General features: G+C 52.9%; 21 protein-coding genes and 1 rRNA gene. 13 read left to right on the top strand and 9 right to left on the bottom strand.

Going from position 1 to position 21,760, the window contains the following annotated elements:
* Positions 1–29 precede the first annotated feature (29 nt).
* Positions 30–145, top strand: a 5S ribosomal RNA gene (gene rrf, locus CDA56_RS01420).
* Positions 146–257: 112 nt separating this feature from the next.
* Here the strand turns inward: rrf and mobB are convergent.
* The gene (gene mobB, locus CDA56_RS01425; RefSeq protein WP_032751769.1) at positions 258–776 is read right to left on the bottom strand and encodes a molybdopterin-guanine dinucleotide biosynthesis protein MobB; all 519 of its coding nucleotides are present in this window, start codon (positions 774–776) and stop codon (positions 258–260) included.
* The gene (mobA, locus tag CDA56_RS01430) at positions 773–1,354 is read right to left on the bottom strand and encodes a molybdenum cofactor guanylyltransferase MobA (protein WP_049084533.1); all 582 of its coding nucleotides are present in this window, start codon (positions 1,352–1,354) and stop codon (positions 773–775) included. Before mobA ends, mobB begins: the two co-directional genes overlap by 4 nt.
* A gap of 71 nt (positions 1,355–1,425) precedes the next feature.
* Between mobA and CDA56_RS01435 the strand changes: the two genes are divergently transcribed.
* From CDA56_RS01435 to dsbA, 3 genes are all read left to right on the top strand, one after another.
* Positions 1,426–1,695, top strand: coding sequence for a YihD family protein (locus CDA56_RS01435; RefSeq protein ID WP_025106520.1), 270 nt, complete (start codon positions 1,426–1,428; stop codon positions 1,693–1,695).
* 75 nt (positions 1,696–1,770) lie between these two features.
* A complete protein-coding gene (locus tag CDA56_RS01440; RefSeq protein WP_025106521.1) occupies positions 1,771–2,757 on the top strand; it encodes a serine/threonine protein kinase in 987 nt (328 codons plus the stop codon).
* Positions 2,758–2,784: 27 nt separating this feature from the next.
* A complete protein-coding gene (dsbA, locus tag CDA56_RS01445; RefSeq protein WP_004855816.1) occupies positions 2,785–3,408 on the top strand; it encodes a thiol:disulfide interchange protein DsbA in 624 nt (207 codons plus the stop codon).
* 49 nt (positions 3,409–3,457) lie between these two features.
* Here the strand turns inward: dsbA and CDA56_RS01450 are convergent, their stop codons facing one another.
* The gene (locus tag CDA56_RS01450; protein WP_049084531.1) at positions 3,458–4,357 is read right to left on the bottom strand and encodes an acyltransferase; all 900 of its coding nucleotides are present in this window, start codon (positions 4,355–4,357) and stop codon (positions 3,458–3,460) included.
* 396 nt (positions 4,358–4,753) lie between these two features.
* Here CDA56_RS01450 and polA point away from each other — a divergent pair, with 396 nt between their 5' ends.
* Complete coding sequence (gene polA, locus CDA56_RS01460) at positions 4,754–7,543, top strand: DNA polymerase I (protein ID WP_103815305.1); 2,790 nt, start codon at positions 4,754–4,756, stop codon at positions 7,541–7,543.
* 165 nt (positions 7,544–7,708) lie between these two features.
* The gene (gene spfP, locus CDA56_RS31750) at positions 7,709–7,756 is read left to right on the top strand and encodes a small protein SpfP (protein WP_071892919.1); all 48 of its coding nucleotides are present in this window, start codon (positions 7,709–7,711) and stop codon (positions 7,754–7,756) included.
* A gap of 136 nt (positions 7,757–7,892) precedes the next feature.
* Here the strand turns inward: spfP and yihA are convergent, their stop codons facing one another.
* Positions 7,893–8,525, bottom strand: a complete 633-nt coding sequence (gene yihA / locus CDA56_RS01470) for a ribosome biogenesis GTP-binding protein YihA/YsxC (RefSeq protein ID WP_102803629.1) — start codon at positions 8,523–8,525, stop codon at positions 7,893–7,895.
* Between the two features lie 583 nt (positions 8,526–9,108).
* Between yihA and yihI the strand changes: the two genes are divergently transcribed.
* Together yihI and hemN are read left to right on the top strand one after the other, a co-directional pair.
* Complete coding sequence (gene yihI, locus CDA56_RS01475; protein WP_014227367.1) at positions 9,109–9,615, top strand: Der GTPase-activating protein YihI; 507 nt, start codon at positions 9,109–9,111, stop codon at positions 9,613–9,615.
* Between the two features lie 188 nt (positions 9,616–9,803).
* Complete coding sequence (gene hemN / locus CDA56_RS01485; RefSeq protein WP_102803630.1) at positions 9,804–11,177, top strand: oxygen-independent coproporphyrinogen III oxidase; 1,374 nt, start codon at positions 9,804–9,806, stop codon at positions 11,175–11,177.
* Between the two features lie 36 nt (positions 11,178–11,213).
* Here the strand turns inward: hemN and CDA56_RS01490 are convergent, their stop codons facing one another.
* From CDA56_RS01490 to glnA, 4 genes are all read right to left on the bottom strand, one after another.
* Positions 11,214–11,324, bottom strand: coding sequence for a YshB family small membrane protein (locus CDA56_RS01490; protein ID WP_004855828.1), 111 nt, complete (start codon positions 11,322–11,324; stop codon positions 11,214–11,216).
* Between the two features lie 111 nt (positions 11,325–11,435).
* Complete coding sequence (glnG, locus tag CDA56_RS01495) at positions 11,436–12,845, bottom strand: nitrogen regulation protein NR(I) (protein WP_004107350.1); 1,410 nt, start codon at positions 12,843–12,845, stop codon at positions 11,436–11,438.
* An 8-nt stretch (positions 12,846–12,853) separates the two neighbouring features.
* Positions 12,854–13,903: a nitrogen regulation protein NR(II) gene (glnL, locus tag CDA56_RS01500; protein ID WP_004127098.1), complete on the bottom strand. Its 1,050-nt coding sequence runs from the start codon at positions 13,901–13,903 to the stop codon at positions 12,854–12,856.
* A 188-nt stretch (positions 13,904–14,091) separates the two neighbouring features.
* Positions 14,092–15,501, bottom strand: a complete 1,410-nt coding sequence (gene glnA / locus CDA56_RS01510) for a glutamate--ammonia ligase (RefSeq protein ID WP_004127100.1) — start codon at positions 15,499–15,501, stop codon at positions 14,092–14,094.
* 378 nt (positions 15,502–15,879) lie between these two features.
* Here glnA and typA point away from each other — a divergent pair, with 378 nt between their 5' ends.
* The 5 genes from typA to fabY all read left to right on the top strand — a co-directional run bounded on the left by typA (position 15,880) and on the right by fabY (position 20,710).
* Positions 15,880–17,703, top strand: coding sequence for a ribosome-dependent GTPase TypA (gene typA, locus CDA56_RS01520; RefSeq protein ID WP_004127103.1), 1,824 nt, complete (start codon positions 15,880–15,882; stop codon positions 17,701–17,703).
* Positions 17,704–17,836: 133 nt separating this feature from the next.
* Positions 17,837–18,436: a glucose-1-phosphatase gene (gene yihX / locus CDA56_RS01525; RefSeq protein ID WP_104011287.1), complete on the top strand. Its 600-nt coding sequence runs from the start codon at positions 17,837–17,839 to the stop codon at positions 18,434–18,436.
* Positions 18,430–19,290, top strand: a complete 861-nt coding sequence (locus CDA56_RS01530; protein ID WP_004127107.1) for a virulence factor BrkB family protein — start codon at positions 18,430–18,432, stop codon at positions 19,288–19,290. The genes yihX and CDA56_RS01530 overlap by 7 nt, the downstream gene beginning before the upstream one ends.
* Positions 19,287–19,724 carry a D-aminoacyl-tRNA deacylase gene (gene dtd, locus CDA56_RS01535; RefSeq protein ID WP_014227372.1) on the top strand — a complete coding sequence of 146 codons (438 nt, stop codon included), beginning with the start codon at positions 19,287–19,289 and terminating at the stop codon, positions 19,722–19,724. The genes CDA56_RS01530 and dtd overlap by 4 nt, the downstream gene beginning before the upstream one ends.
* Before the next feature lie 44 nt (positions 19,725–19,768).
* On the top strand, positions 19,769–20,710 hold the full coding sequence (gene fabY / locus CDA56_RS01540) for a fatty acid biosynthesis protein FabY (RefSeq protein WP_009652900.1): 942 nt from the start codon (positions 19,769–19,771) through the stop codon (positions 20,708–20,710).
* Between the two features lie 17 nt (positions 20,711–20,727).
* Here fabY and CDA56_RS01545 read toward each other — a convergent pair whose 3' ends face one another.
* A complete protein-coding gene (locus tag CDA56_RS01545; RefSeq protein WP_104011288.1) occupies positions 20,728–21,645 on the bottom strand; it encodes an alpha/beta hydrolase in 918 nt (305 codons plus the stop codon).
* Between the last annotated feature and the right edge of the window lie 115 nt (positions 21,646–21,760).

A 21,760-nucleotide genomic window follows, 5' to 3' on the forward strand; every position in this document is an offset into this window, starting at 1 on the left:
ACAGCTTGATACAGATTAAACAGAATTTGCCTGGCGGCGACAGCGCGGTGGTCCCACCTGACCCCATGCCGAACTCAGAAGTGAAACGCCGTAGCGCCGATGGTAGTGTGGGGTCTCCCCATGTGAGAGTAGGGAACTGCCAGGCATCAAACAAGTGAAGAGCCCATCCTGACGGATGGGCTTTTTGCGTTTTTGTCGCCTGAAACTATCAGCAGATGCCTTCAGAAGGCGCGATCATGGCTATATCTCTGCAATAACTATCGGTCCTCGTTAAACCCCGTTAACCACTGCATAATAAAAGCGGCTATTTGCGGGACATCATTTAAATCTAACAATGGAAGCGACGTCTCGACCGGCGTATCGCTGGCTATGGCAATCACATCATCGTCATAAGCTAATTCTTCAATACTATGTCCGCTGTTTTGCCGAAAAAGCAGGATTTTGGGCACAGCTTCATGCTTAAAACCCTCAACCAGGACTAAATCTAACGTTGATGCATCCATTCGGCTAACCAACCATTCCAGATCCAGCGGAGGCTCTTCGGGTGTTTCCGTCATTAATGCCCAACGCTGGGAGCTGGCGACAATCGTCTGAGCCGCTCCGGCTTTACGCAGTTCATAGCTGTCTTTACCGGGCTTATCCACGTCCATATCGTGATGAGTATGTTTAATTAGCCCTGGCCGTAAGCCTTCCGCGCGCAGTGCCGGAATCAGCGACTTCAGTAGGGTGGTTTTACCTGTACCGCTCCAGGCTGCGATGGCTAAAAGCGGGATCATGATGGCACCTGCATACGTTGCAAATCGTCGAGAGTATTGACGTTAATAAATGCTGATTTTACATCGCTAAAATCGACGCTATGACCGCCAATTTTGCGCAGAAATACCATTACCCGTCTTTCTCCTGCCGCCAGATACGTTTCCAGTTCGCCGATCGCCTCGCGATTCACCAGAGCAATGGCCGGATGGTCACGTTCACCATCGTGTACCCAAACGGCTGGAGAGGATTTTCTCTGCTGTGTTAAGCGCGTCGCCAGAAATGATGGGATAAATGGCGTATCACAGGGACAAAACAGAAACCACTCGCCCTCAACCTGATGCATTACGGAAAGCATGCCGGCCAACGGCCCGGGAAAGTCGTTCAGAGAGTCGGTAATAATCGGGTAGCCGCTGCTTCGCCAGCAATCAAGATTGCGGTTAGCGCTAATTACCAGCTTTGTAACCTGCGGCTGCAGCGCATCGGCGACATGACGCCACAGGGCTTTACCTTTCAGCAGCTGTAATCCTTTATCTATTCCTCCCATGCGCGAGCCTCTTCCTCCCGCCAGCACGACGCCGGTTATGACCTTGCCCTGCATATTAATATCGCCTCTTTCATTGTGGGATTGTCCCTGCTAACGTATTCCTATCAAGAGTAAGGAGCATTGCTATGAAATGTAAACGTCTGAATGAAGTCATTGAACTCCTCCAGCCAGCCTGGCAGAAAGAACCCGAGCTGAATTTAATGCAATTTTTGCAAAAACTGGCAAAAGAGGCCGGATACACCGGTGAGTTGAGCGATCTCTCTGACGATATTCTGATTTATCATCTGAAGATGCGCGACTCGGCAAAAGAAGCCGTTATTCCCGGGATTCAGAAAGATTATGAAGAAGATTTTAAAACCGCGCTGCTACGCGCTCGCGGCGTGATTAAAGAGTAAAAGGTTGTAAGCGCTGCCGCGGAATCGGCAATGAGATGATATCCTGTATCATTCGTACGATTATCGGATGTCAGGATGCACGATAAGGCTTTCACTTTTCAGACGCTTCACCCGGATACCATCATTGATGGCTTATTTGATCTGGGAATGCGGGTGGACTCCGGTCTCACTCCGCTTAATAGCTATGAGAACCGGGTTTACCAGTTTCAGGACGAAGATCTTCGCCGCTATGTGGTGAAGTTCTATCGTCCTGAGCGCTGGTCCGCCCAGCAGATCCTCGAAGAACATCAGTTTTCCCTCCAGCTCGTGCAGGACGAAGTCCCTGTAGCGGCGCCGTTGTCGTTTAACAACAGTACCCTTCATCAGCATCAGGGATTCTTTTTCGCCGTATTCCCAAGCCTGGGTGGACGTCAGTTTGAGGCGGATAACCTCGATCAGATGGAATGGGTTGGGCGCTACCTTGGCCGTCTGCATCAAACTGGACGCAAACAGCGTTTTGTCGCGCGTCCGGAGATAGGGACGAATGAGTATCTTCTTGAGCCACGCCAGGTCTTTGAGCTTTCCCCGCTGATACCTGCAGGTCTGAAAGAGGCTTTTCTCAGCGCTACCGATAAGCTGATTGATGCGGTAATGGCGCAATGGCACGGACGCGCCAATATTTTACGGTTACACGGTGATTGCCATGCGGGAAACATCCTCTGGCGCGATGGGCCACTGTTTGTTGATTTAGATGATTCACGTAATGGACCTGCTATCCAGGATCTGTGGATGTTGTTGAACGGCGATAAAGCCGAACAACGGATGCAGCTTGAGATGATCATTGAAGCGTATGAAGAGTTCAGCGCTTTCAATACCGATGAAATTGCCCTCATCGAACCTTTACGTGCAATGCGGTTAGTTTATTATCTGGCGTGGTTATTAAGGCGCTGGGAAGATCCCGCTTTTCCTAAAAACTTCCCGTGGTTAACCGGGGAAGATTACTGGCGCGGGCAGACAACAACTTTTCTTGAGCAGGTAAAGGTTCTGCAGGAACCGCCTCTTCAGTTAACGCCAATGTATTAATGTGATATATCCAGGAGAGAATTAATCATGAAAAAAATTTGGCTGGCGCTGGCTGGTATGATTCTGGCTTTCAGTGCATCCGCTGCCCAGATCACCGACGGTAAGCAGTATATTACCCTCGATAAGCCCGTTGCCGGTGAGCCGCAGGTGCTCGAGTTTTTCTCGTTCTACTGCCCGCATTGCTATCAGTTTGAGGAAGTTCTTCATGTATCAGATAACGTGAAGAAAAAGCTGCCTGAAGGCGTCAAAATGACGAAATACCACGTTGAGTTCCTGGGTCCGTTAGGCAAGGATCTGACTCAGGCGTGGGCCGTTGCGATGGCGCTGGGTGTGGAAGATAAAATTACCGTGCCGATGTTTGAAGCGGTACAGAAAAACCAGACCGTCCAGACCGTGGCCGATATCCGTAAGGTCTTCGTTGACGCCGGCGTTAAAGGTGAAGATTACGATGCAGCCTGGAACAGCTTCGTGGTGAAATCCCTGGTGGCTCAGCAAGAGAAAGCCGCCGCTGATTTCCAGCTGCAGGGCGTGCCGGCTATGTACGTTAACGGTAAATACCAGCTTAACCCGCAGGGTATGGATACCAGCAACATGGACGCATTTGTTGCCCAGTATGCCGATACCGTTAAGCAGCTCGTTGAGAAGAAATAAAAAATAAACGCCGGTTACTGACCGGCGTTTTTCTTTTCTGCGCCCACAATTATTTCTCTGCCTGCTGCATTATTTCCGTTAACTGCCGATCTTTCTCTTCCCAAAGCCTGTTTAGCCAGCGCTGAAAGCGTCGCTTAAAGTTTTTGTCATTTACATAATCGCCGTGCAGCTCTTCCGTCACAGGTTCAAGACTGACTCTCACCACAATCCGCGTCAATCGGCCGCTCAGCATGTCATAAAACGGCTTTTGGTTGTTTTCCGGATAGCATAACGTGACGTTCAAAAGCTTATCAAACTGCGAGCCGAGCACGCTTAATGCCATGGCAATACCCGCAGCCTTTGGCGATAACAGATTCTGGTAAGGCGAACGGGCCTGCTGTTGCTTTTCTTCCGTGAAACGAGAGCCTTCGACAAAGTTAACAATCGTTGTTGGATGCGCGCGGAATTTCTCGCAGGAGCGGCGAGTGGTTTCAACATCTTTGCCCCGGCGTTCTGGATGGCGGAGTAAGTAGCCTCGGGAATAGCGGCGCATAAAAGGCATATCCAGCGCCCAGCAGGCCAGCCCAATAAACGGCACCCAGGCGAGCTGTTGCTTGAGGAAATATTTATTCATCGGGATATGTTTGCGAAACAGCACGCAAAGCACCACGATATCTGCCCAGCTATGGTGGTTGCTGATGAGCAGATACCAGTTTTTCTTATTCAGGCCATCCAGGCCCTGTACATCCCATTTAAGCCAGGGATTAAGAGGCAGCAGCAGAGCCAGCCCTTCACACCAGCAGTACATCATGAAATTGCAAAAAACGGATATCGAGCGCCAGACCGCAGGAATAGGCACAAGAAGTTTAATCAGCCCGGCGACGATGATTGGCACCGAGCAGATTATGGTGACTATGATAGTCAGGGCGATACTCAGCGGGAGCGTTATCGCGGCGAGTAATCTCGACATAGTTAATTTATTCAGAAAGTTAGATTGACAAAGAACGCGTTTAAACGGCGCAAGAGGCTGATTTTACCAGAAAATAGCGTAAATAACGGGTCTTACCAGAACAGAAAAATTTTCGGATCTTATATCCACATGGAACATTGAGTCGCCATGGTGTTATTAAAGCAAATTATGCGTGTATAACTTAATGATAAATATGAAATAATTTGTTTATGGATGATTTAATTAACGATTGTTTGGCTGTCGTTATAAAAATATTCACAAAGTTATCCACAGGATAGCCCATAACGCGATCGAAAGGATCGCAGAATCTTTTCGACGAAATGCGGGAAAAATTCAGGATTTAATGCCCGTCTGTGGCATCCTTTACCGATAATCTGATAAACAGGCACGGAAATTATGGTTCAGATCCCAGAAAACCCTCTCATCCTCGTTGACGGCTCCTCTTACCTTTATCGGGCATATCACGCGTTCCCCCCGCTGACGAATAGCGCTGGTGAACCGACAGGCGCAATGTATGGCGTGCTGAATATGCTGCGAAGCCTGATCCTGCAGTATCAACCGACCCACGCTGTCGTCGTGTTTGATGCCAAGGGGAAGACTTTCCGTGATGAACTGTTTGAGCACTATAAATCTCATCGCCCGCCGATGCCGGACGATCTGCGTGCGCAGATCGAGCCGCTGCATGCCATGGTAAAAGCGATGGGCCTGCCGCTAATGGCTGTTCCTGGCGTAGAAGCCGATGATGTCATCGGTACCCTGGCGCGTGAAGCTGAAAAGGTCGGGCGTCCGGTACTGATTAGCACCGGCGATAAAGATATGGCCCAGCTGGTTACGCCGGGTATTACGCTGATTAACACCATGACCAACACTATCCTTGGCCCCGATGAAGTGGTGACGAAATACGGCGTACCACCGGAGCTGATCATCGATTTTCTGGCCCTGATGGGAGATTCATCGGACAATATTCCAGGCGTACCTGGCGTGGGAGAAAAGACAGCGCAGGCGTTACTGCAGGGGCTGGGTGGTCTTGATACGTTATACGCTGAGCCTGAAAAAATCGCCGGGCTGACCTTCCGCGGCGCAAAAACGATGGCCGCAAAGCTGGAACAGAATAAAGAGGTGGCGTACCTCTCTTATCAGCTGGCGACGATCAAAACGGACGTTGAGCTGGAGCTGGGCTGTGAAGATTTGCTGGTTGCGCAACCCGTCGCTGATGAACTGCTCACGCTGTTTAAAAAATATGAATTCAAACGCTGGATCACCGATGTAGAGTCCGGCAAGTGGATGCAGGCAAAAGGCGCTAAGCCTGCGGCAAAGGCGGTTGTAGCGGTGGCTGACGTGGCCGATGCGGAGGAGGAAACCGCGACGGCGCTCTCTTCTGAAAATTATGTCACGATCCTTGATGAAGAAACGTTGTTGACCTGGGTTGAGAGCCTGAAGAAAGCGCCGCTTTTTGCCTTTGATACCGAAACTGACAGCCTCGATAACGTATCCGCCAATATGGTCGGCTTATCCTTCGCCATTGAGCCTGGCGTAGCGGCCTATGTACCGGTTGCCCATGATTATCTGGATGCACCGGATCAGATCCCGCGCGACCGTGTCCTTGAACTGCTGAAACCGCTACTGGAAGATGACAAGGTTCTGAAGGTTGGGCAAAACCTCAAATATGACCGCGGTATCCTGGCTAACTACGGTATTGAACTGCGCGGTATTGCCTTTGATACCATGCTGGAATCCTACATTCTTGACAGCGTGGCGGGCCGCCATGATATGGATAGCCTCTCCGATCGCTGGCTGAAGCACAAAACCATTACCTTTGAAGAGATAGCGGGTAAAGGTAAAAACCAGCTCACCTTCAATCAGATTGCGCTGGAAGAAGCGGGCCGCTACGCGGCGGAAGATGCCGATGTCACGCTGCAGCTGCACCTCAAAATGTGGCCTGAACTTCAGCAAAATGAAGGCCCGCTGAACGTCTTTAAAAATATTGAAATGCCGCTGGTGCCGGTGCTATCCCGCGTGGAGCGTAACGGGGTGAAGATTGATCCGGCCGTGCTGCATGCGCATTCTCAGGAGATAGCCAAACGCCTGATTGAACTGGAGAAGAAGGCGTATGATATCGCGGGTGAGGAGTTTAACCTCTCTTCGCCGAAGCAGCTGCAAACCATCCTGTTTGAAAAACAAGGTATTAAGCCGCTGAAGAAAACCCCGGGCGGCGCGCCGTCTACCTCAGAAGAGGTGCTGGAAGAGCTGGCGCTGGACTATCCGCTGCCGAAAGTCATCCTCGAGTATCGTGGTCTGGCAAAACTCAAATCCACCTATACCGATAAGCTGCCGCTGATGATCAGCCCGAAAACGGGCCGGGTTCACACCTCTTATCACCAGGCGGTTACGGCAACGGGACGTTTGTCGTCTACAGACCCGAACTTGCAGAACATTCCGGTGCGCAACGAAGAAGGGCGGCGCATCCGTCAGGCGTTTATTGCTCCGGAAGATTATCTCATTGTCTCTGCCGACTACTCGCAAATTGAACTGCGCATCATGGCGCATCTTTCCCGTGACAAGGGTCTGCTGACCGCGTTTGCGGAAGGGAAGGATATCCACCGCGCGACGGCGGCAGAGGTCTTTGGTTTGCCGCTGGAGAGCGTCAGCAGCGAACAGCGCCGCAGCGCGAAGGCGATCAACTTCGGCCTGATTTACGGTATGAGCGCATTCGGCCTTGCGCGCCAGCTCAATATTCCACGCAAAGAAGCGCAAAAGTATATGGATCTCTACTTTGAGCGCTATCCGGGCGTGCTGGAGTATATGGAGCGCACCCGCACCCAGGCCAAAGAGCAGGGGTATGTTGAAACGCTTGATGGCCGTCGTCTCTACCTGCCGGACATCAAATCCAGCAACGGCGCACGCCGCGCCGGTGCCGAGCGTGCGGCGATCAATGCGCCGATGCAGGGAACCGCTGCCGACATTATTAAGCGCGCGATGATCGCCGTAGATAGCTGGTTATTAAGCGAAAAACCGCGCGTGCGGATGATTATGCAGGTACACGATGAACTGGTCTTTGAAGTGCATAAAGACGACCTTGAGGCGGTTGCGAAAAAGATCCACGAACTGATGGAAAGCAGCACGACGCTGGCGGCTCCGCTGCTGGTGGAAGTGGGGAGTGGAGAAAACTGGGATCAAGCGCACTAAGTATTCGGTAAGGAAGGTCATTTCTTGTAAGTGAGTAACATAACTTATCGCATTTTGTGATGATCATTTGAATTTGCTATGTAAAGAGTGAAAAAAAACTACAAAAAATGCTTTATCCGTAACCGAAAGAAGAGTAGAGTTAAAGACGTAGGGTACAGAGGTAAGATGTTCTATCTTTCAGACCTTTTACTTCACGTAATCGGATTTGGCTGAATATTTTAGCCGCCCCGGTCATTTATGACCGGGGCGTTTTTTATTGCGCGAAAGAAAATTTTTTGCGTATCGATGCTGATGAGGCGGGCTACCCGGATAGAGCCTCACGCGCCGCTATCCGGAGAGGTTAGCGAGATTATTCGCCGTCTTCAGAGGCTTCCTGAGGAGGGATATCGTTATACCAGCTATCCAGCTTCTGCCGTAGTTTATCCACGCCCTGCTTCTTCAGGGAAGAAAACGCTTCGACCTGCACATCTCCGTTAAAGGTGGTGACCGCTTCACGAACCATGGCGATCTGCGCTTTTCGCGCGCCGCTGGCCAGCTTATCGGCTTTGGTTAGCAGCACCAGTACCGGGATATCGCTTTCCACCGCCCATTGGATCATCTGCTGATCGAGATCTTTAAGCGGATGACGAATATCCATCAACACAACCAGCCCTTTCAGACAGAGGCGTTTCTCCAGATATTCACCCAGCGCGCGCTGCCACTTGATTTTCATCTCTTCCGGAACCTGGGCATATCCATAGCCCGGCAGGTCGACCAGGCGCTTGCCTTCAGCGACTTCAAACAGGTTGATAAGCTGCGTACGGCCTGGCGTCTTCGAAGTACGCGCGAGGCTTTTCTGGTTAGTCAGCGTGTTCAGCGCGCTGGATTTCCCGGCGTTAGAGCGGCCAGCAAAGGCCACTTCAATACCGGTATCGGCAGGAAGATGGCGGATATCTGGCGCGCTAGTGACAAAATGCGTCAGTTGATAATTCCAGTTGGTCAAGACGGTCGTCTCCGTTAAATCAGGCTTTGACGGGGATTATACCTGAACAACAGAAAAAGGCTGTTTTTACCGCACCTCATCGCTGTAAGTTAAAACCACAGTCTTTGTGAGACATTGGCTATTAGTTATATGCGAAATTCATGAGAAAAGTCTGATTAAAAATAATACAAAGTTATATAAATCATTGCGTTAAAATGAAAGAAAATTCTGAAACTCGTTTTTTTTCTGTACAGTCGGTTGTAGGTTTCCCGCAAACCAGTAAAGTAGCGGTCAAGGGCGAGGATGCTAACAGGATTATGACTCAGGATGAGGAGTCAGGAAGCGCCAGGAGGCGAAGACTACGGATTGTCAGGATGACAAACGTCTGGAGACGTTTTAAAAGGAAATGGATGTAACAGGGATCGTTGGTAGCTAAAGGAAAGACAGGGTGTGTCGTTAGCTAACATGGAAAGTAGAAGCCCATTAAGGGTTGTCAGTGCGGAAAAAGGCGACAGAGTAATCTGTCGCCTTTTTTCTTTGCTTGCTTTCTGCTAGATTCCGCCTCAATTCTATACTGAAGAAAACGGCCTGAAGATTACACAACATGAAAAAACCGACATCCGTACCTCGCGGCAAAAAAAATCGCAAAACGCGTGAAGAATTGAACCAGGAAGCTCGCGAGCGCAAGCATCAGAAGAAGCATCGCGGCCACGCGGCAGGAAGTCGTGCGACCGGCGGCGACACCGCTTCAGCAGGTAAAAAACAAGGTCAGCAGCAAGATCCCCGAATTGGCAGTAAAAAACCAATCCCGCTGGGCGTAACTGAGAATGCTCCGGCGATTAAGCAGCATAAACCAAAGAGCGAGAAACCTATGCTTTCACCGCAGGCTGAGCTGGATTTGCTGGAGAACGATGAGCGCCTGGACGCGCTGCTGGAACGTCTGGAAGAGGGCGGTACCCTGAATGCTGAAGAGCAAGCCTGGGTTGACGCTAAGCTGGATCGTATTGATGAGCTGATGCAGCAGTTGGGCCTCTCATACGATGATGACGAAGATGAAGAAGAGGAAGAGCGCAAAGAAGATATGATGCGCCTGCTGAAGGGTGGAAACTAACGTTTGCACCCCATCGGATTCCCGGTCCTGCTTATAACCCTTCTGGTTATATGTTATCTGCTGTGGTTATTCGTTAAACTACGACGGTTGTCGCGGCGTCAGAAATGGCTGCGCAACCGGCTCATTACCCGAGGTGCGGTTGGGCCGGGGCGGCGTACCCGCCGACGGTACCATCGGAAGGAGTGAGCATGTCTGTGCAGTTAATCGACTGGGATCTGGCCCTGATCCAGAAATATAACTATTCCGGGCCGCGTTATACTTCGTATCCCACCGCGCTGGAGTTTTCTCCAGAATTTGGCCCCGCTGAATTTGATGCGGCGGTAGCCCGCTATCCGCAGCGTCCCCTCTCGCTGTACGTGCATATCCCGTTTTGCCATAAACTCTGCTATTTCTGCGGCTGCAACAAAATCGTCACCCGTCAGCAGCATAAGGCCGACCAGTATCTGGATGTGCTTGAGCAGGAGATTATTCATCGCGCGCCGCTTTTTGCTGGCCGCAAAGTTAATCAGTTGCACTGGGGCGGCGGTACGCCAACCTATTTAAACAAGGCGCAAATTAGTCGTCTGATGGGTCTGCTGCGTACCCATTTCAATTTTAACGCGGGTGCAGAGATCTCCATTGAGGTTGATCCGCGCGAAATCGAACTCGATGTCCTGGATCATTTACGCCTCGAAGGCTTTAATCGCCTGAGTATGGGCGTGCAGGACTTTAACAAAGAAGTGCAGCGCCTGGTGAACCGCGAGCAGGATGAAGCGTTTATCTTCGCGCTACTCAACCACGCGCGCGATATCGGCTTTACCTCTACCAATATCGACCTGATTTACGGTCTGCCGAAGCAAACGCCGCAGAGCTTCGCGTATACGCTACAGAAAGTGGCGGAGCTCAATCCCGATCGTCTGAGCGTATTCAACTATGCGCATCTGCCAACGCTCTTTGCTGCGCAGCGCAAAATCAAAGACGCCGATCTGCCTTCTGCAGAACAGAAGCTGGACATTCTTCAGGAGACGATTGTTTCGCTGACGGCCGCGGGATATCAGTTTATCGGCATGGACCACTTTGCCCGTCCGGATGATGAGCTGGCGATAGCCCAGCGTGAAGGTATCCTGCATCGTAACTTCCAGGGGTATACCACCCAGGGAGACACCGATCTGCTGGGGATGGGCGTCTCGGCGATCAGCATGATTGGCGATTGCTATGCGCAGAACCAGAAAGAGCTGAAGCAGTATTATCAGCAGGTTGATGAAACCGGAACGGCGCTGTGGCGCGGTATTGCGTTGACGCGCGATGACTGCATTCGTCGCGACGTGATTAAGGCGCTAATTTGTCACTTCCGTCTCGACTTCGCTGCGGTAGAAGCGCAGTGGGATCTTACCTTCGATAGCTACTTTGCCGACGATATGAAATTGCTGGCGCCGCTGGCCAAAGATGGGCTGGTGGATGTGGATGAGAAGGGCATTCAGGTGACGCCGAAAGGCCGGCTGCTGATACGCAATATCTGCATGTGTTTTGATACGTATCTGCGCCAGAAAGCGCGGATGCAGCAGTTTTCCCGCGTGATATAAAGCATACCCCCACTCCAGGAAGGAGCGGGGGTATTATCAGCTAAACAGCCCAACCATCGCCGCGCACAGAACGGCAGCTACAGCCGTCTGCGGCGTATGACCCGCTGCAACACCGCTCGATATAATATTAATAAATGATTCAAGCATGATTTCTCCCCCGTCTTTCCGGGCAAGATCATACTCAACGCATGGCAACAGTAAAGTACAAAATAGCAGCAGTTTGCGCTGGATGACTATTTTTTACTCGCCGCCGCGCTGCTACTCCATTCCCAGCTCTTTTAGCTTACGCGTCAGGGTATTACGACCCCAGCCCAGCAGGCGAGCCGCCTCTTGTTTATGCCCCTGCGTGTGGCGTAACGCGGTGGTCAGCAGCGTGCGCTCCATCTCCGGCTGCGCTTCCGAGAGCAGGTTTTGATGACCGGAACGCAAAGCGCGATCGGCCCATTGCCCCAGCAGCGTGGCCCAGCTATCCGGCAGCATTTGCGTCGGGTTATCCGGTATCGCCGTTTCAAACAGCTCGCTGGGAAGATCCTGCGTCAGAACCTCCTGACCTGCGGCCATTACCGTCAGCCAGCGGCAGGTGTTTTCCAGCTGACGTACGTTGCCCGGCCATGCCAGCCGGGTTAACGCCATCTCCGTCTCCGGATGCAGCTGTTTGGCCTCCACGCCCAGCTCACGGGCGGCAATTTGCAGGAAATGTCTCGCCAGTCGCGGGATATCTTCCCGACGCTCGCGCAGCGGCGGCAGATGGACGCGAATCACGTTCAGGCGGTGGAATAAATCCTCGCGGAATTTTCCTTCCTGGACGCGCAGTTCAAGGTTCTGGTGGGTGGCGGCAATAATGCGTACATCCACCTTCACCGGCGCATAGCCCCCCACGCGATAAAACTGGCCATCGGCCAGTACGCGCAGCAGACGTGTCTGTACGTCCAGCGGCATATCGCCGATCTCGTCGAGGAACAGCGTGCCGCCGTCTGCCTGCTCGAAACGCCCCTGGCGCACGGTATTGGCGCCGGTAAAGGCCCCTTTCTCGTGGCCAAACAGTTCTGACTCAATCAGATCTTTCGGAATGGCCGCCATATTTAGCGCGATAAACGGCGCCTTGGCGCGCGGGCTGTGGCGGTGGAGAGCGTGGGCAACCAGCTCTTTACCGGTACCGGACTCGCCGTTGATCAGTACGCTGATTGATGAACGCGACAGGCGGCCGATAATGCGGAAGACGTCCTGCATGGCCGGCGCTTCGCCGATGATATCGGCCGTTGGGCTATTAATCGGCGCATTACGCGGCTGCTGCTGTTCCTGGTAATGGCTAATGGCACGATCAACCAGCGCCACCGCTTCATCGATATCAAACGGTTTCGGCAGATAATCAAAGGCGCCCTGCTGATAGGCGCTGACCGCCGCGTCAAGATCCGAATGCGCCGTCATTATGATGACCGGGAGCATCGGATGGCGCTGTTTAATTTGCTTTAGCAGCGCCAGTCCATCCATTCCCGGCATGCGGATATCAGACAGCAGCACATCCGGGGTTTTGGTCGTGAGGGCATCAAGCACCTCGTTGCCGCTTTCAAACGTTGTACAACTTAAGCCTGCCCCGGTGAGCGCGCGTTCAAGCACCCAACGGATGGAGCTATCGTCGTCAACGATCCATGCTATCCCTCGTTGCATAAACACCTCTACTTCCGAATAGGCAGGTACACCGAGAATTCGGTATGCCCTGGCCAACTGGTAAATTCAATTTTGCCGGAGTGCTGATCGATAAGGCTGCGGGCGATAGACAGCCCGAGTCCGGTGCCGCCTTCGCGCCCGCTCACCATCGGATAAAACAGCGTATCCTGTAAGTGAGACGGTATTCCCGGGCCGTTATCTTCAACGTCGATACGCGCAGCGAGGCGGTAGCGCACGCCGTGCAGGGTTAACTGAAAGGCCGTACGGGTGCGCAGAGTGATTTCGCCGCCCTCCGGTCCCAGAGCCTGCAGCGCATTTCGGACGATATTCAGCAGCACCTGTTCAATTTGGTCCGGGTCGTGCGGCAGTTCTGGCAGGCTGGGGTCATAGTCGCGAACCAGCTTGACGTTATCCGGCAGCTCCATCGACACAAGCTTTACCACCCGCTCAGCGACCTTGTGGATGCTTTCTGTTACGTGCATTCCGGGATGCTGTGGTCCCAGCAGACGGTCAACCAGATTTCTTAACCGATCGGCCTGTTCAATAATGACTTTGGTATATTCCATCAGCGCAGGATCGGGCAGCGCTTTGCTCAGCAGCTGTGCCGCGCCGCGCAGACCGCCCAGCGGATTTTTAATCTCGTGGGCCAGGCCACGCACTAAGTCGCGAGCGGCAATCTGCTGTGCGTGCTGTAGCTGCTCCTGGCTCAGACGGCGCTGATTATCCATCGGCGCCATTTCCAGCAGGATATAGCCTTCAGGCAGGCGTTGCGCCGTCAGGGAAAGGATGTGCGAGCGGCCATCAATGACCAGCGTCACTTCGTTATCGGTAAACCCTTGACCCGCAGCGAGGCTCTCCTGCATGAGGCCGATATTCAGCGAGAAATAGCTCAACAGCTCCGGCAGCGGCGTGCCGAATAATTTACGCGAACTTTGCGCCAGCAGCTGCTGCGCCGCCGGGTTCGCGTAATGCACCGCCAGGTCGTCATCGACCAGTAAGATACTGTTGATTAAAGAGTTAAGGATCTGCCCAGCATCGGGCAGTGTGCCTGTTGCCATTCGACAGTCTCCTGAAAATGAGTGCACTATTTTAGTGCAGTATAGCTTTTTATGTATAAAAAGCTCATGAGATCAGCGTGTTGGTGGAGAAAAAAGCCCATCCTGAGATGGGCTGAAAGTTTCCACGGCAACAAAACATCCTTGGTATCCCACGCCACAACACGGAATACCGCGGATTTACAGCAAAATTAGACGCTGTAGTACAGCTCGAACTCAACCGGGTGCGGAGTCATACGTACGCGGTCGTTTTCTTCAATACGCAGGGCGATGTAAGCATCGATAGCGTCGTTGGTGAATACGCCACCGGCGGTCAGGAATTCACGGTCTGCGTCCAGCGCGTTCAGTGCTTCTTCCAGAGAACCTGCAACCTGTGGGATCTCTTTCGCTTCTTCCGGCGGCAGATCGTACAGGTTTTTATCCATGGCTTCGCCCGGATGGATTTTGTTCTTGATACCGTCAAGGCCAGCCATCAGCAGCGCAGCGAAGCACAGGTACGGGTTAGCCGCCGGGTCCGGGAAGCGAACTTCGATACGGCGCGCTTTCGGAGAGGTGACAACCGGAATACGGATAGACGCGGAACGGTTACGGGCAGAGTAAGCCAGCATAACCGGCGCTTCGTAACCCGGGACCAGACGCTTGTAGGAGTTGGTGGTCGGGTTAGCCAGGGCGTTAATCGCTTTCGCGTGTTTGATAACGCCGCCGATGTAGTACAGCGCTTGTTCAGACAGGCCTGCGTATTTGTCGCCAGAGAACAGGTTTACGCCGTTCTTGGAGAGGGACATGTGGCAGTGCATACCGGAGCCGTTATCGCCAAACATCGGTTTTGGCATGAAGGTCGCGGTTTTGCCGAAACGGTGTGCGACGTTGTGCACAACGTATTTGTAAATCTGAATTTCGTCCGCTTTTTTGGTCATGGTGTTAAAGCGGGTAGCGATTTCGTTCTGACCCGCAGTCGCCACTTCGTGGTGGTGAGCTTCAACAACCAGGCCCATCTCTTCCATGATCATACACATGGTGGAGCGGATATCCTGAGAGGAGTCTACCGGCGGAACCGGGAAGTAACCGCCTTTCACGCCCGGACGGTGGCCTTTGTTGCCGCCTTCGTATTTGGTGGAGGAGTTCCATGCGCCTTCGATATCATCGATAGCAACGTGGGAACCGGAGATGGACGCACCAAAACGGATGTCGTCGAACAGGAAGAATTCTGGTTCTGGCCCGAACAATACGGTGTCAGCCAGGCCGGTAGAGCGCAGATACTCTTCAGCGCGCTTAGCAATGGAGCGCGGGTCACGGTCATAGCCCTGCAGCGTGCCGGGTTCCAGGATGTCGCAGCGGATGATCAGCGTCGGTTCTTCATAGAACGGATCGATCAGCGCGGTAGTTGCATCCGGCATCAGGACCATGTCGGATTCGTTAATACCTTTCCAGCCGCCAATCGAGGAGCCATCAAACATTTTGCCTTCTTCGAAGAATTCGGCATTTACCTGATGAGAAGGAATAGTAACGTGCTGTTCTTTACCTTTGGTATCGGTGAAGCGCAGATCGACAAACTTCACTTCATGCTCGTTCAGCATCGTCAAAACGTGTTCAGCGGACATACTTAAACTCTCCCGGATTGGTCATTGTCGTCGTGGAAACGAAAACTTTTTAACTACGAAAAGTGGCGTTGTTGCCTTAAAAAATATAAAGCGAAATCTGTGCCAACTTTTAAATTGCCCCCAAAAGGCGTTATCATGCACATCATCGTGCAAAAGGGCTGCACCAAAATGAATGCATTGCACCAATATAGTGCATTTGTGTGAACATTGGGCACTTATTTGGTGCAATTGACCTTTAATAACCCTTTTAACGCTCCGTGAAAGCGATCACAAAGAATCTCTGCAATACTTGTTTGCGGAGGATGTTTGTGATCCTGTTTTGTACTGCGATTAATCCGTGTACAATAACGCGCTATTTCTAATGCCTGAGGCAAAGTTGTGATCGAAAATTTGCGTAATATCGCCATCATCGCGCACGTTGACCATGGTAAAACTACCCTGGTTGATAAGCTGCTACAGCAATCCGGTACGTTCGACGCGCGTGCCGAAACTCAAGAGCGAGTGATGGACTCCAACGATTTGGAGAAAGAGCGCGGGATTACCATCCTGGCTAAAAACACCGCTATCAAATGGAATGACTACCGTATCAACATCGTTGATACCCCAGGGCACGCCGACTTCGGTGGTGAAGTTGAACGTGTCATGTCCATGGTTGATTCCGTTCTGTTGGTCGTTGATGCAATGGATGGTCCGATGCCGCAAACGCGCTTCGTGACCAAAAAAGCCTTTGCTCATGGCCTGAAGCCAATTGTTGTTATCAACAAAGTTGACCGTCCGGGCGCGCGTCCTGACTGGGTTGTCGATCAGGTATTCGACCTGTTCGTTAACCTCGACGCTACCGACGAGCAGCTGGACTTCCCTATCGTTTACGCTTCTGCGCTGAACGGTATCGCGGGTCTGGATCACGAAGATATGGCTGAAGACATGACGCCGCTGTATCAAACCATCGTCGATCGCGTACCGGCGCCGAACGTTGACCTTGATGGCCCGCTGCAGATGCAAATCTCCCAGCTGGACTACAACAACTACGTTGGCGTCATCGGCATCGGCCGCATCAAGCGCGGTAAAGTGAAGCCGAACCAGCAGGTCACTATCATTGATAGCGAAGGCAAAACCCGTAACGGTAAAGTCGGTAAAGTTCTGACCCATCTGGGCCTTGAGCGTATCGAGAGCGACGTCGCAGAAGCTGGCGATATTATCGCGATCACCGGTCTGGGCGAACTGAACATCTCTGACACCATCTGCGATACGCAGAATGTTGAAGCGCTGCCGGCGCTGTCCGTTGATGAGCCGACCGTCTCTATGTTCTTCTGCGTTAACACCTCGCCGTTCTGTGGTAAAGAAGGTAAGTACGTTACCTCTCGTCAGATCCTTGACCGCCTGAACAAAGAGCTGGTACATAACGTCGCGCTGCGCGTTGAAGAAACGCCGGATGCAGACGCATTCCGCGTTTCTGGCCGTGGTGAACTGCACCTGTCCGTTCTTATCGAGAACATGCGTCGTGAAGGTTTCGAAATGGCGGTTTCCCGTCCGAAAGTTATCTTCCGCGAAATCGATGGCCGTAAGCAAGAGCCGTTCGAAAACGTCACGCTGGACGTTGAAGAGCAGCACCAGGGTTCTGTGATGCAGGCGCTGGGTGAGCGTAAAGGCGATCTGAAAAACATGAATCCAGATGGCAAAGGCCGCGTACGCCTCGACTACGTGATCCCAAGCCGTGGTCTGATCGGCTTCCGTTCAGAATTCATGACCATGACCTCCGGTACCGGTCTGCTGTACTCCACCTTCAGCCACTACGACGACGTTCGTGCGGGTGATGTGGGTCAGCGTCAGAACGGTGTTCTGATCTCCAACGGCCAGGGTAAAGCGGTTGCGTTCGCACTGTTCAGCCTGCAGGATCGCGGTAAGCTGTTCCTGGGCCACGGCGCAGAAGTTTACGAAGGCCAGATTATCGGTATTCACAGTCGTTCTAACGACCTGACGGTAAACTGCCTGACCGGTAAGAAACTGACCAACATGCGTGCGTCCGGTACTGACGAAGCAACGGTTCTGGTTCCGCCGGTTAAGATGACCCTGGAGCAGGCTCTGGAGTTCATCGATGACGACGAACTGGTAGAAGTCACCCCGACTTCTGTCCGTATCCGTAAACGTCACCTGACCGAGAACGACCGTAAACGCGCGATGCGTGGTGCGAAAGAAGATTAATTAACGCTTTTTTCTACTATCTGAACCCTGCCTCAATGGCAGGGTTTCTTTTTTGTACAAAGCCCTGCCGCCCGTAGTCAAACTCCCCCTTTCCCGCTACAGTTAATTTTCCACGGTGCAAAAGGAGAGGACCATGCTCTATATCTTTGATTTAGGTAATGTGATTGTCGATATTGACTTCAACCGGGTGCTCGGGACGTGGAGTGATTTAACGCGCATTCCCCTTGCGACGCTGCAGCAGCATTTCACCATGGGCGAAGCGTTCCACCAGCATGAGCGCGGTGAAATCAGCGACGAAGATTTTGCGGCGGCGATGTGCCATGAAATGAACATGTCGCTAAGCTACGAGCAATTCTCCCACGGCTGGCAGGCGGTTTTCGTTGCCCTGCGCCCGGAGGTTATCGCGATTATGCAAAAATTACGCGAGCAGGGGCATCGCGTTGTGGTTCTGTCCAACACGAACCGTTTGCATACGACTTTCTGGCCGGATGAGTACCCTGAGATACGCGCCGTTGCTGATCATATCTATCTTTCTCAAGAGATGGGGAAGCGTAAACCGGAAGCGCGGATCTATCAGAGCGTCCTCGACGCTGAAGGTTTCGCCGCTGACGATACGGTCTTCTTCGATGATAACGCGGACAATATCGCCGGGGCTAACCAGCTTGGCATAACCAGTATTCTGGTGACCGGGAAGGAAACCATCCCCAACTACTTTGCTAAACTGCTATGCTAAAAACCGTTCATCAAAAAACAACGCGCCATCTGCGGCCGCTGGTCGCCTGGCTAAAGCTGTTATGGCGGCGTATTGATGAAGATAATATGACGACCCTGGCAGGCAATCTTGCCTACGTGTCGTTACTCTCCCTTGTGCCGCTGATTGCCGTCGTGTTCGCGCTGTTCGCGGCATTTCCGATGTTTTCTGATGTCAGTATTCAGATTCGCCACTTTATTTTCGCCAATTTCATTCCGGCAACCGGAGATGTCATTCAGGGCTATATTGAGCAGTTTGTCGCCAACTCCAGCCGGATGACCGCCGTGGGCGCTTTCGGCCTGATTGTGACATCGCTGCTGCTGATGTATTCGATTGATAGCGCGTTGAACACCATCTGGCGCAGTACCCGAACCCGGCCCAAAACCTACTCCTTTGCGGTTTATTGGATGATCCTTACCCTGGGGCCGCTGCTGGCGGGGGCCAGCCTGGCGATCAGCTCCTATCTCCTGTCGTTACGCTGGGCCAGCGACCTGAATAGCGTGATTGACGATGTGCTGCGTATTTTTCCGCTCATTTTATCCTGGGTGGCATTCTGGCTGCTTTACAGCATTGTGCCGACGGCCGAGGTGCGTAACCGCGATGCGATAATCGGTTCCCTGGTCGCGGCGCTGCTCTTTGAGGCGGGTAAGAAAGCTTTTGCTTTATATATCACTGCGTTCCCGTCATATCAGCTGATTTATGGCGTGCTTGCCGTGGTGCCTATTTTGTTTGTCTGGGTGTACTGGACGTGGTGTATCGTCTTGCTTGGCGCTGAAATTACTGTCACTCTCGGTGAATACCGCAAACTGAAAAAAGAAGAAACAGAACAATCATGATTGCATTAATTCAACGCGTATCCCGAGCTAGCGTTACCGTGGAGGGTGAAGTGACGGGCGAAATCGGCCCCGGGCTTCTGGTGCTGTTAGGCGTCGAGAGAGACGATGATGAGCAAAAGGCGAACCGCCTGTGCGAGCGCGTGCTGGGATACCGTATTTTTAGCGATGCTGAAGGCAAAATGAATCTGAACGTGCAGCAGGCTGGCGGCAGCGTGCTGGTGGTTTCGCAGTTTACGCTGGCAGCCGATACCGAACGCGGGATGCGTCCTGGTTTTTCGAAAGGGGCTGCACCGGATAAAGCGGAAGCGCTGTACGAGTATTTCGTTGAGCGCTGCCGCCAGCAGCAAATGAATACGCAGACCGGGAGATTTGCTGCCGATATGCAGGTTTCTCTGGTGAATGATGGTCCCGTGACCTTTTGGTTGCAGGTATGAGCCAGCTTCCGGGCAGGCTGCGGGTAACAAAAGAGAGTACAGCTATGTATCACCTTCGTGTACCGCAAACAGAAGAAGAGTTAGAGAGCTACTACCAGTTCCGCTGGGAGATGCTGCGTAAGCCGCTGCATCAGCCGAAAGGGTCCGAGCGCGATGCGTGGGATGCGATGGCGCACCATCAAATGGTGGTCGATGAAGAGGGCAATCTGGTTGCCGTCGGGCGGCTGTATGTGAATGCGGAAAACGAAGCTTCTATCCGTTTTATGGCCGTCCATCCGTCAGTACAGGATAAAGGGCTGGGAACCCTGATGGCGATGACGCTGGAGTCCGTCGCCCGTCAGGAAGGCGTTAAGCGCGTGACCTGTAGCGCCCGCGAAGATGCAGTGGAGTTCTTCGCTAAGCTCGGTTTTGTGAACCAGGGCGAAATCACGACGCCGACGACCACGCCGATCCGTCATTTTCTGATGATTAAGCCGATAGCCTCGCTGGACGATATTTTACATCGCGGCGACTGGTGCGCTCAGCTGCAGCAGGCCTGGTATCAGCATATCCCTCTCAGCGAGAAAATGGGCGTGCGCATTCAGCAGTATACCGGGCAAAAGTTTATCACCACCATGCCGGAAGCCGGTAACCAGAACCCGCACCATACGCTGTTCGCCGGCAGCCTGTTTTCTCAGGCAACGTTAACCGGCTGGGGGCTTATCTGGCTGATGCTGCGTGAGCGGCATCTTGGCGGCACAATTATTCTTGCCGATGCGCATATCCGCTACAGTCAGCCTATTAGCGGACGCCCCAGCGCCGTTGCCGATCTTGGCTCGTTAAGCGGCGATCTTGACCGGCTGGCGCGAGGCCGCAAAGCGCGCGTTCAGCTGCAGGTTGAGCTATTTGGCGACGAGCGGCTGGGCGCGGTTTTTGAGGGTATCTATATTGTTCTTCCCGCGAAACCGTTCGGCCCCTATGAAGAGGGCGGTAACGAAGAGGAGTAGTCTCCCTTTACGCTTAACTATCGGCCTGGTGTTTTAACCCGCCAGGCGATATCTCTCATCGCGCTGCCGGCCGCCGGGCTGATGCCGCCCAGCTGAAAGAAGCCGTGAATCACCCCGAGATAACGCTGACAGGTGCAGTCAACGCCCTGCTCAAGCAGGCGCTGGTAAAGCGCTTCGCCTTCATCACGCAGAGGGTCGTATTCCGCAGTCAGAATATGCACCGGCGGTAAGCCGTGAAAGTCTTTACGCCACAGCGGGCTGGCTTCCGGATGGTGGAGCGCCGTCGCGAAAAGGTACATTTCATAGCCGCTGAGCAGGGTATCTTCGGTGATGATGTAATCTTTACCGTTATCGATATAGCTCTTCATGCTGGCGGTGGCGTCCAGCATCGGGTAAATCAAAACCAGCTGCGCGGGTTGCCAGGCCTGTGCTGTTTTGAGCCGCAGGGCGGTCACTAATGCCAGGTGTCCCCCGGCGCTGTCGCCAGCCAGCGTAATACGGGAAGCGTCGATGCCTAACTGCTCCGCGCGGCGGTGAATAATCAGCGCGCCTCTCTCCGCATCGTCATGGGCGGTAGGGAAAGTATGCTCCGGCGCCAGCCGGTATTGCACGGCGATAACGCGGCAGCCGCTGTGGTATGCCAGCTGGCGGAGCTGATGGTCATGCGTGGCGAAACCGCCGCTGATAAAGCAGCCACCGTGGAAATAGATAATGGCAGGCAGTGCGCCGGAAGCGTTAAGGGGAGAGACAACGCGAAATGCCATGCCGTCGAGCTCGATATCTTCTACCTGAACGCGCTTTTCCTGTTCCCCAGCCAGTACCGTACTGGCGAGATAGCCGCGTCTCCGGTCATCAATATTCTGTTCGCGCGATGAGGGGCGGCCCGCATCGATAAATTCCCGCACCAGCTCTGCGATACCCTTTTCAAGCGCCATTTTTCATTCCCTTAAGCTGTTTGGATATACAGTGTTATAGCCTGATTGTGAGCAAAAGAAAACCGGGGATTTTCGTCGGGAAGTGATTCTGGAAAGCGGCTCGCAAAACCAAAGA

It is taken from the genome of Klebsiella michiganensis (assembly GCF_002925905.1).
Taxonomy (GTDB): Bacteria; Pseudomonadota; Gammaproteobacteria; order Enterobacterales; family Enterobacteriaceae; genus Klebsiella; species Klebsiella michiganensis.

Bases quoted from the DNA above. Each gene is read 5' to 3' on its own strand.
- mobB (WP_032751769.1), bottom strand. From the start codon at position 776: ATGATCCCGCTTTTAGCCATCGCAGCCTGGAGCGGTACAGGTAAAACC.
- mobA (WP_049084533.1), bottom strand. From the start codon at position 1,354: ATGCAGGGCAAGGTCATAACCGGCGTCGTGCTGGCGGGAGGAAGAGGC.
- CDA56_RS01435 (WP_025106520.1), top strand. From the start codon at position 1,426: ATGAAATGTAAACGTCTGAATGAAGTCATTGAACTCCTCCAGCCAGCC.
- CDA56_RS01440 (WP_025106521.1), top strand. From the start codon at position 1,771: ATGCACGATAAGGCTTTCACTTTTCAGACGCTTCACCCGGATACCATC.
- dsbA (WP_004855816.1), top strand. From the start codon at position 2,785: ATGAAAAAAATTTGGCTGGCGCTGGCTGGTATGATTCTGGCTTTCAGT.
- CDA56_RS01450 (WP_049084531.1), bottom strand. From the start codon at position 4,357: ATGTCGAGATTACTCGCCGCGATAACGCTCCCGCTGAGTATCGCCCTG.
- polA (WP_103815305.1), top strand. From the start codon at position 4,754: ATGGTTCAGATCCCAGAAAACCCTCTCATCCTCGTTGACGGCTCCTCT.
- yihI (WP_014227367.1), top strand. From the start codon at position 9,109: ATGAAAAAACCGACATCCGTACCTCGCGGCAAAAAAAATCGCAAAACG.
- hemN (WP_102803630.1), top strand. From the start codon at position 9,804: ATGTCTGTGCAGTTAATCGACTGGGATCTGGCCCTGATCCAGAAATAT.
- CDA56_RS01490 (WP_004855828.1), bottom strand. From the start codon at position 11,324: ATGCTTGAATCATTTATTAATATTATATCGAGCGGTGTTGCAGCGGGT.
- glnG (WP_004107350.1), bottom strand. From the start codon at position 12,845: ATGCAACGAGGGATAGCATGGATCGTTGACGACGATAGCTCCATCCGT.
- glnL (WP_004127098.1), bottom strand. From the start codon at position 13,903: ATGGCAACAGGCACACTGCCCGATGCTGGGCAGATCCTTAACTCTTTA.
- glnA (WP_004127100.1), bottom strand. From the start codon at position 15,501: ATGTCCGCTGAACACGTTTTGACGATGCTGAACGAGCATGAAGTGAAG.
- yihX (WP_104011287.1), top strand. From the start codon at position 17,837: ATGCTCTATATCTTTGATTTAGGTAATGTGATTGTCGATATTGACTTC.
- CDA56_RS01530 (WP_004127107.1), top strand. From the start codon at position 18,430: ATGCTAAAAACCGTTCATCAAAAAACAACGCGCCATCTGCGGCCGCTG.
- dtd (WP_014227372.1), top strand. From the start codon at position 19,287: ATGATTGCATTAATTCAACGCGTATCCCGAGCTAGCGTTACCGTGGAG.
- fabY (WP_009652900.1), top strand. From the start codon at position 19,769: ATGTATCACCTTCGTGTACCGCAAACAGAAGAAGAGTTAGAGAGCTAC.
- CDA56_RS01545 (WP_104011288.1), bottom strand. From the start codon at position 21,645: ATGGCGCTTGAAAAGGGTATCGCAGAGCTGGTGCGGGAATTTATCGAT.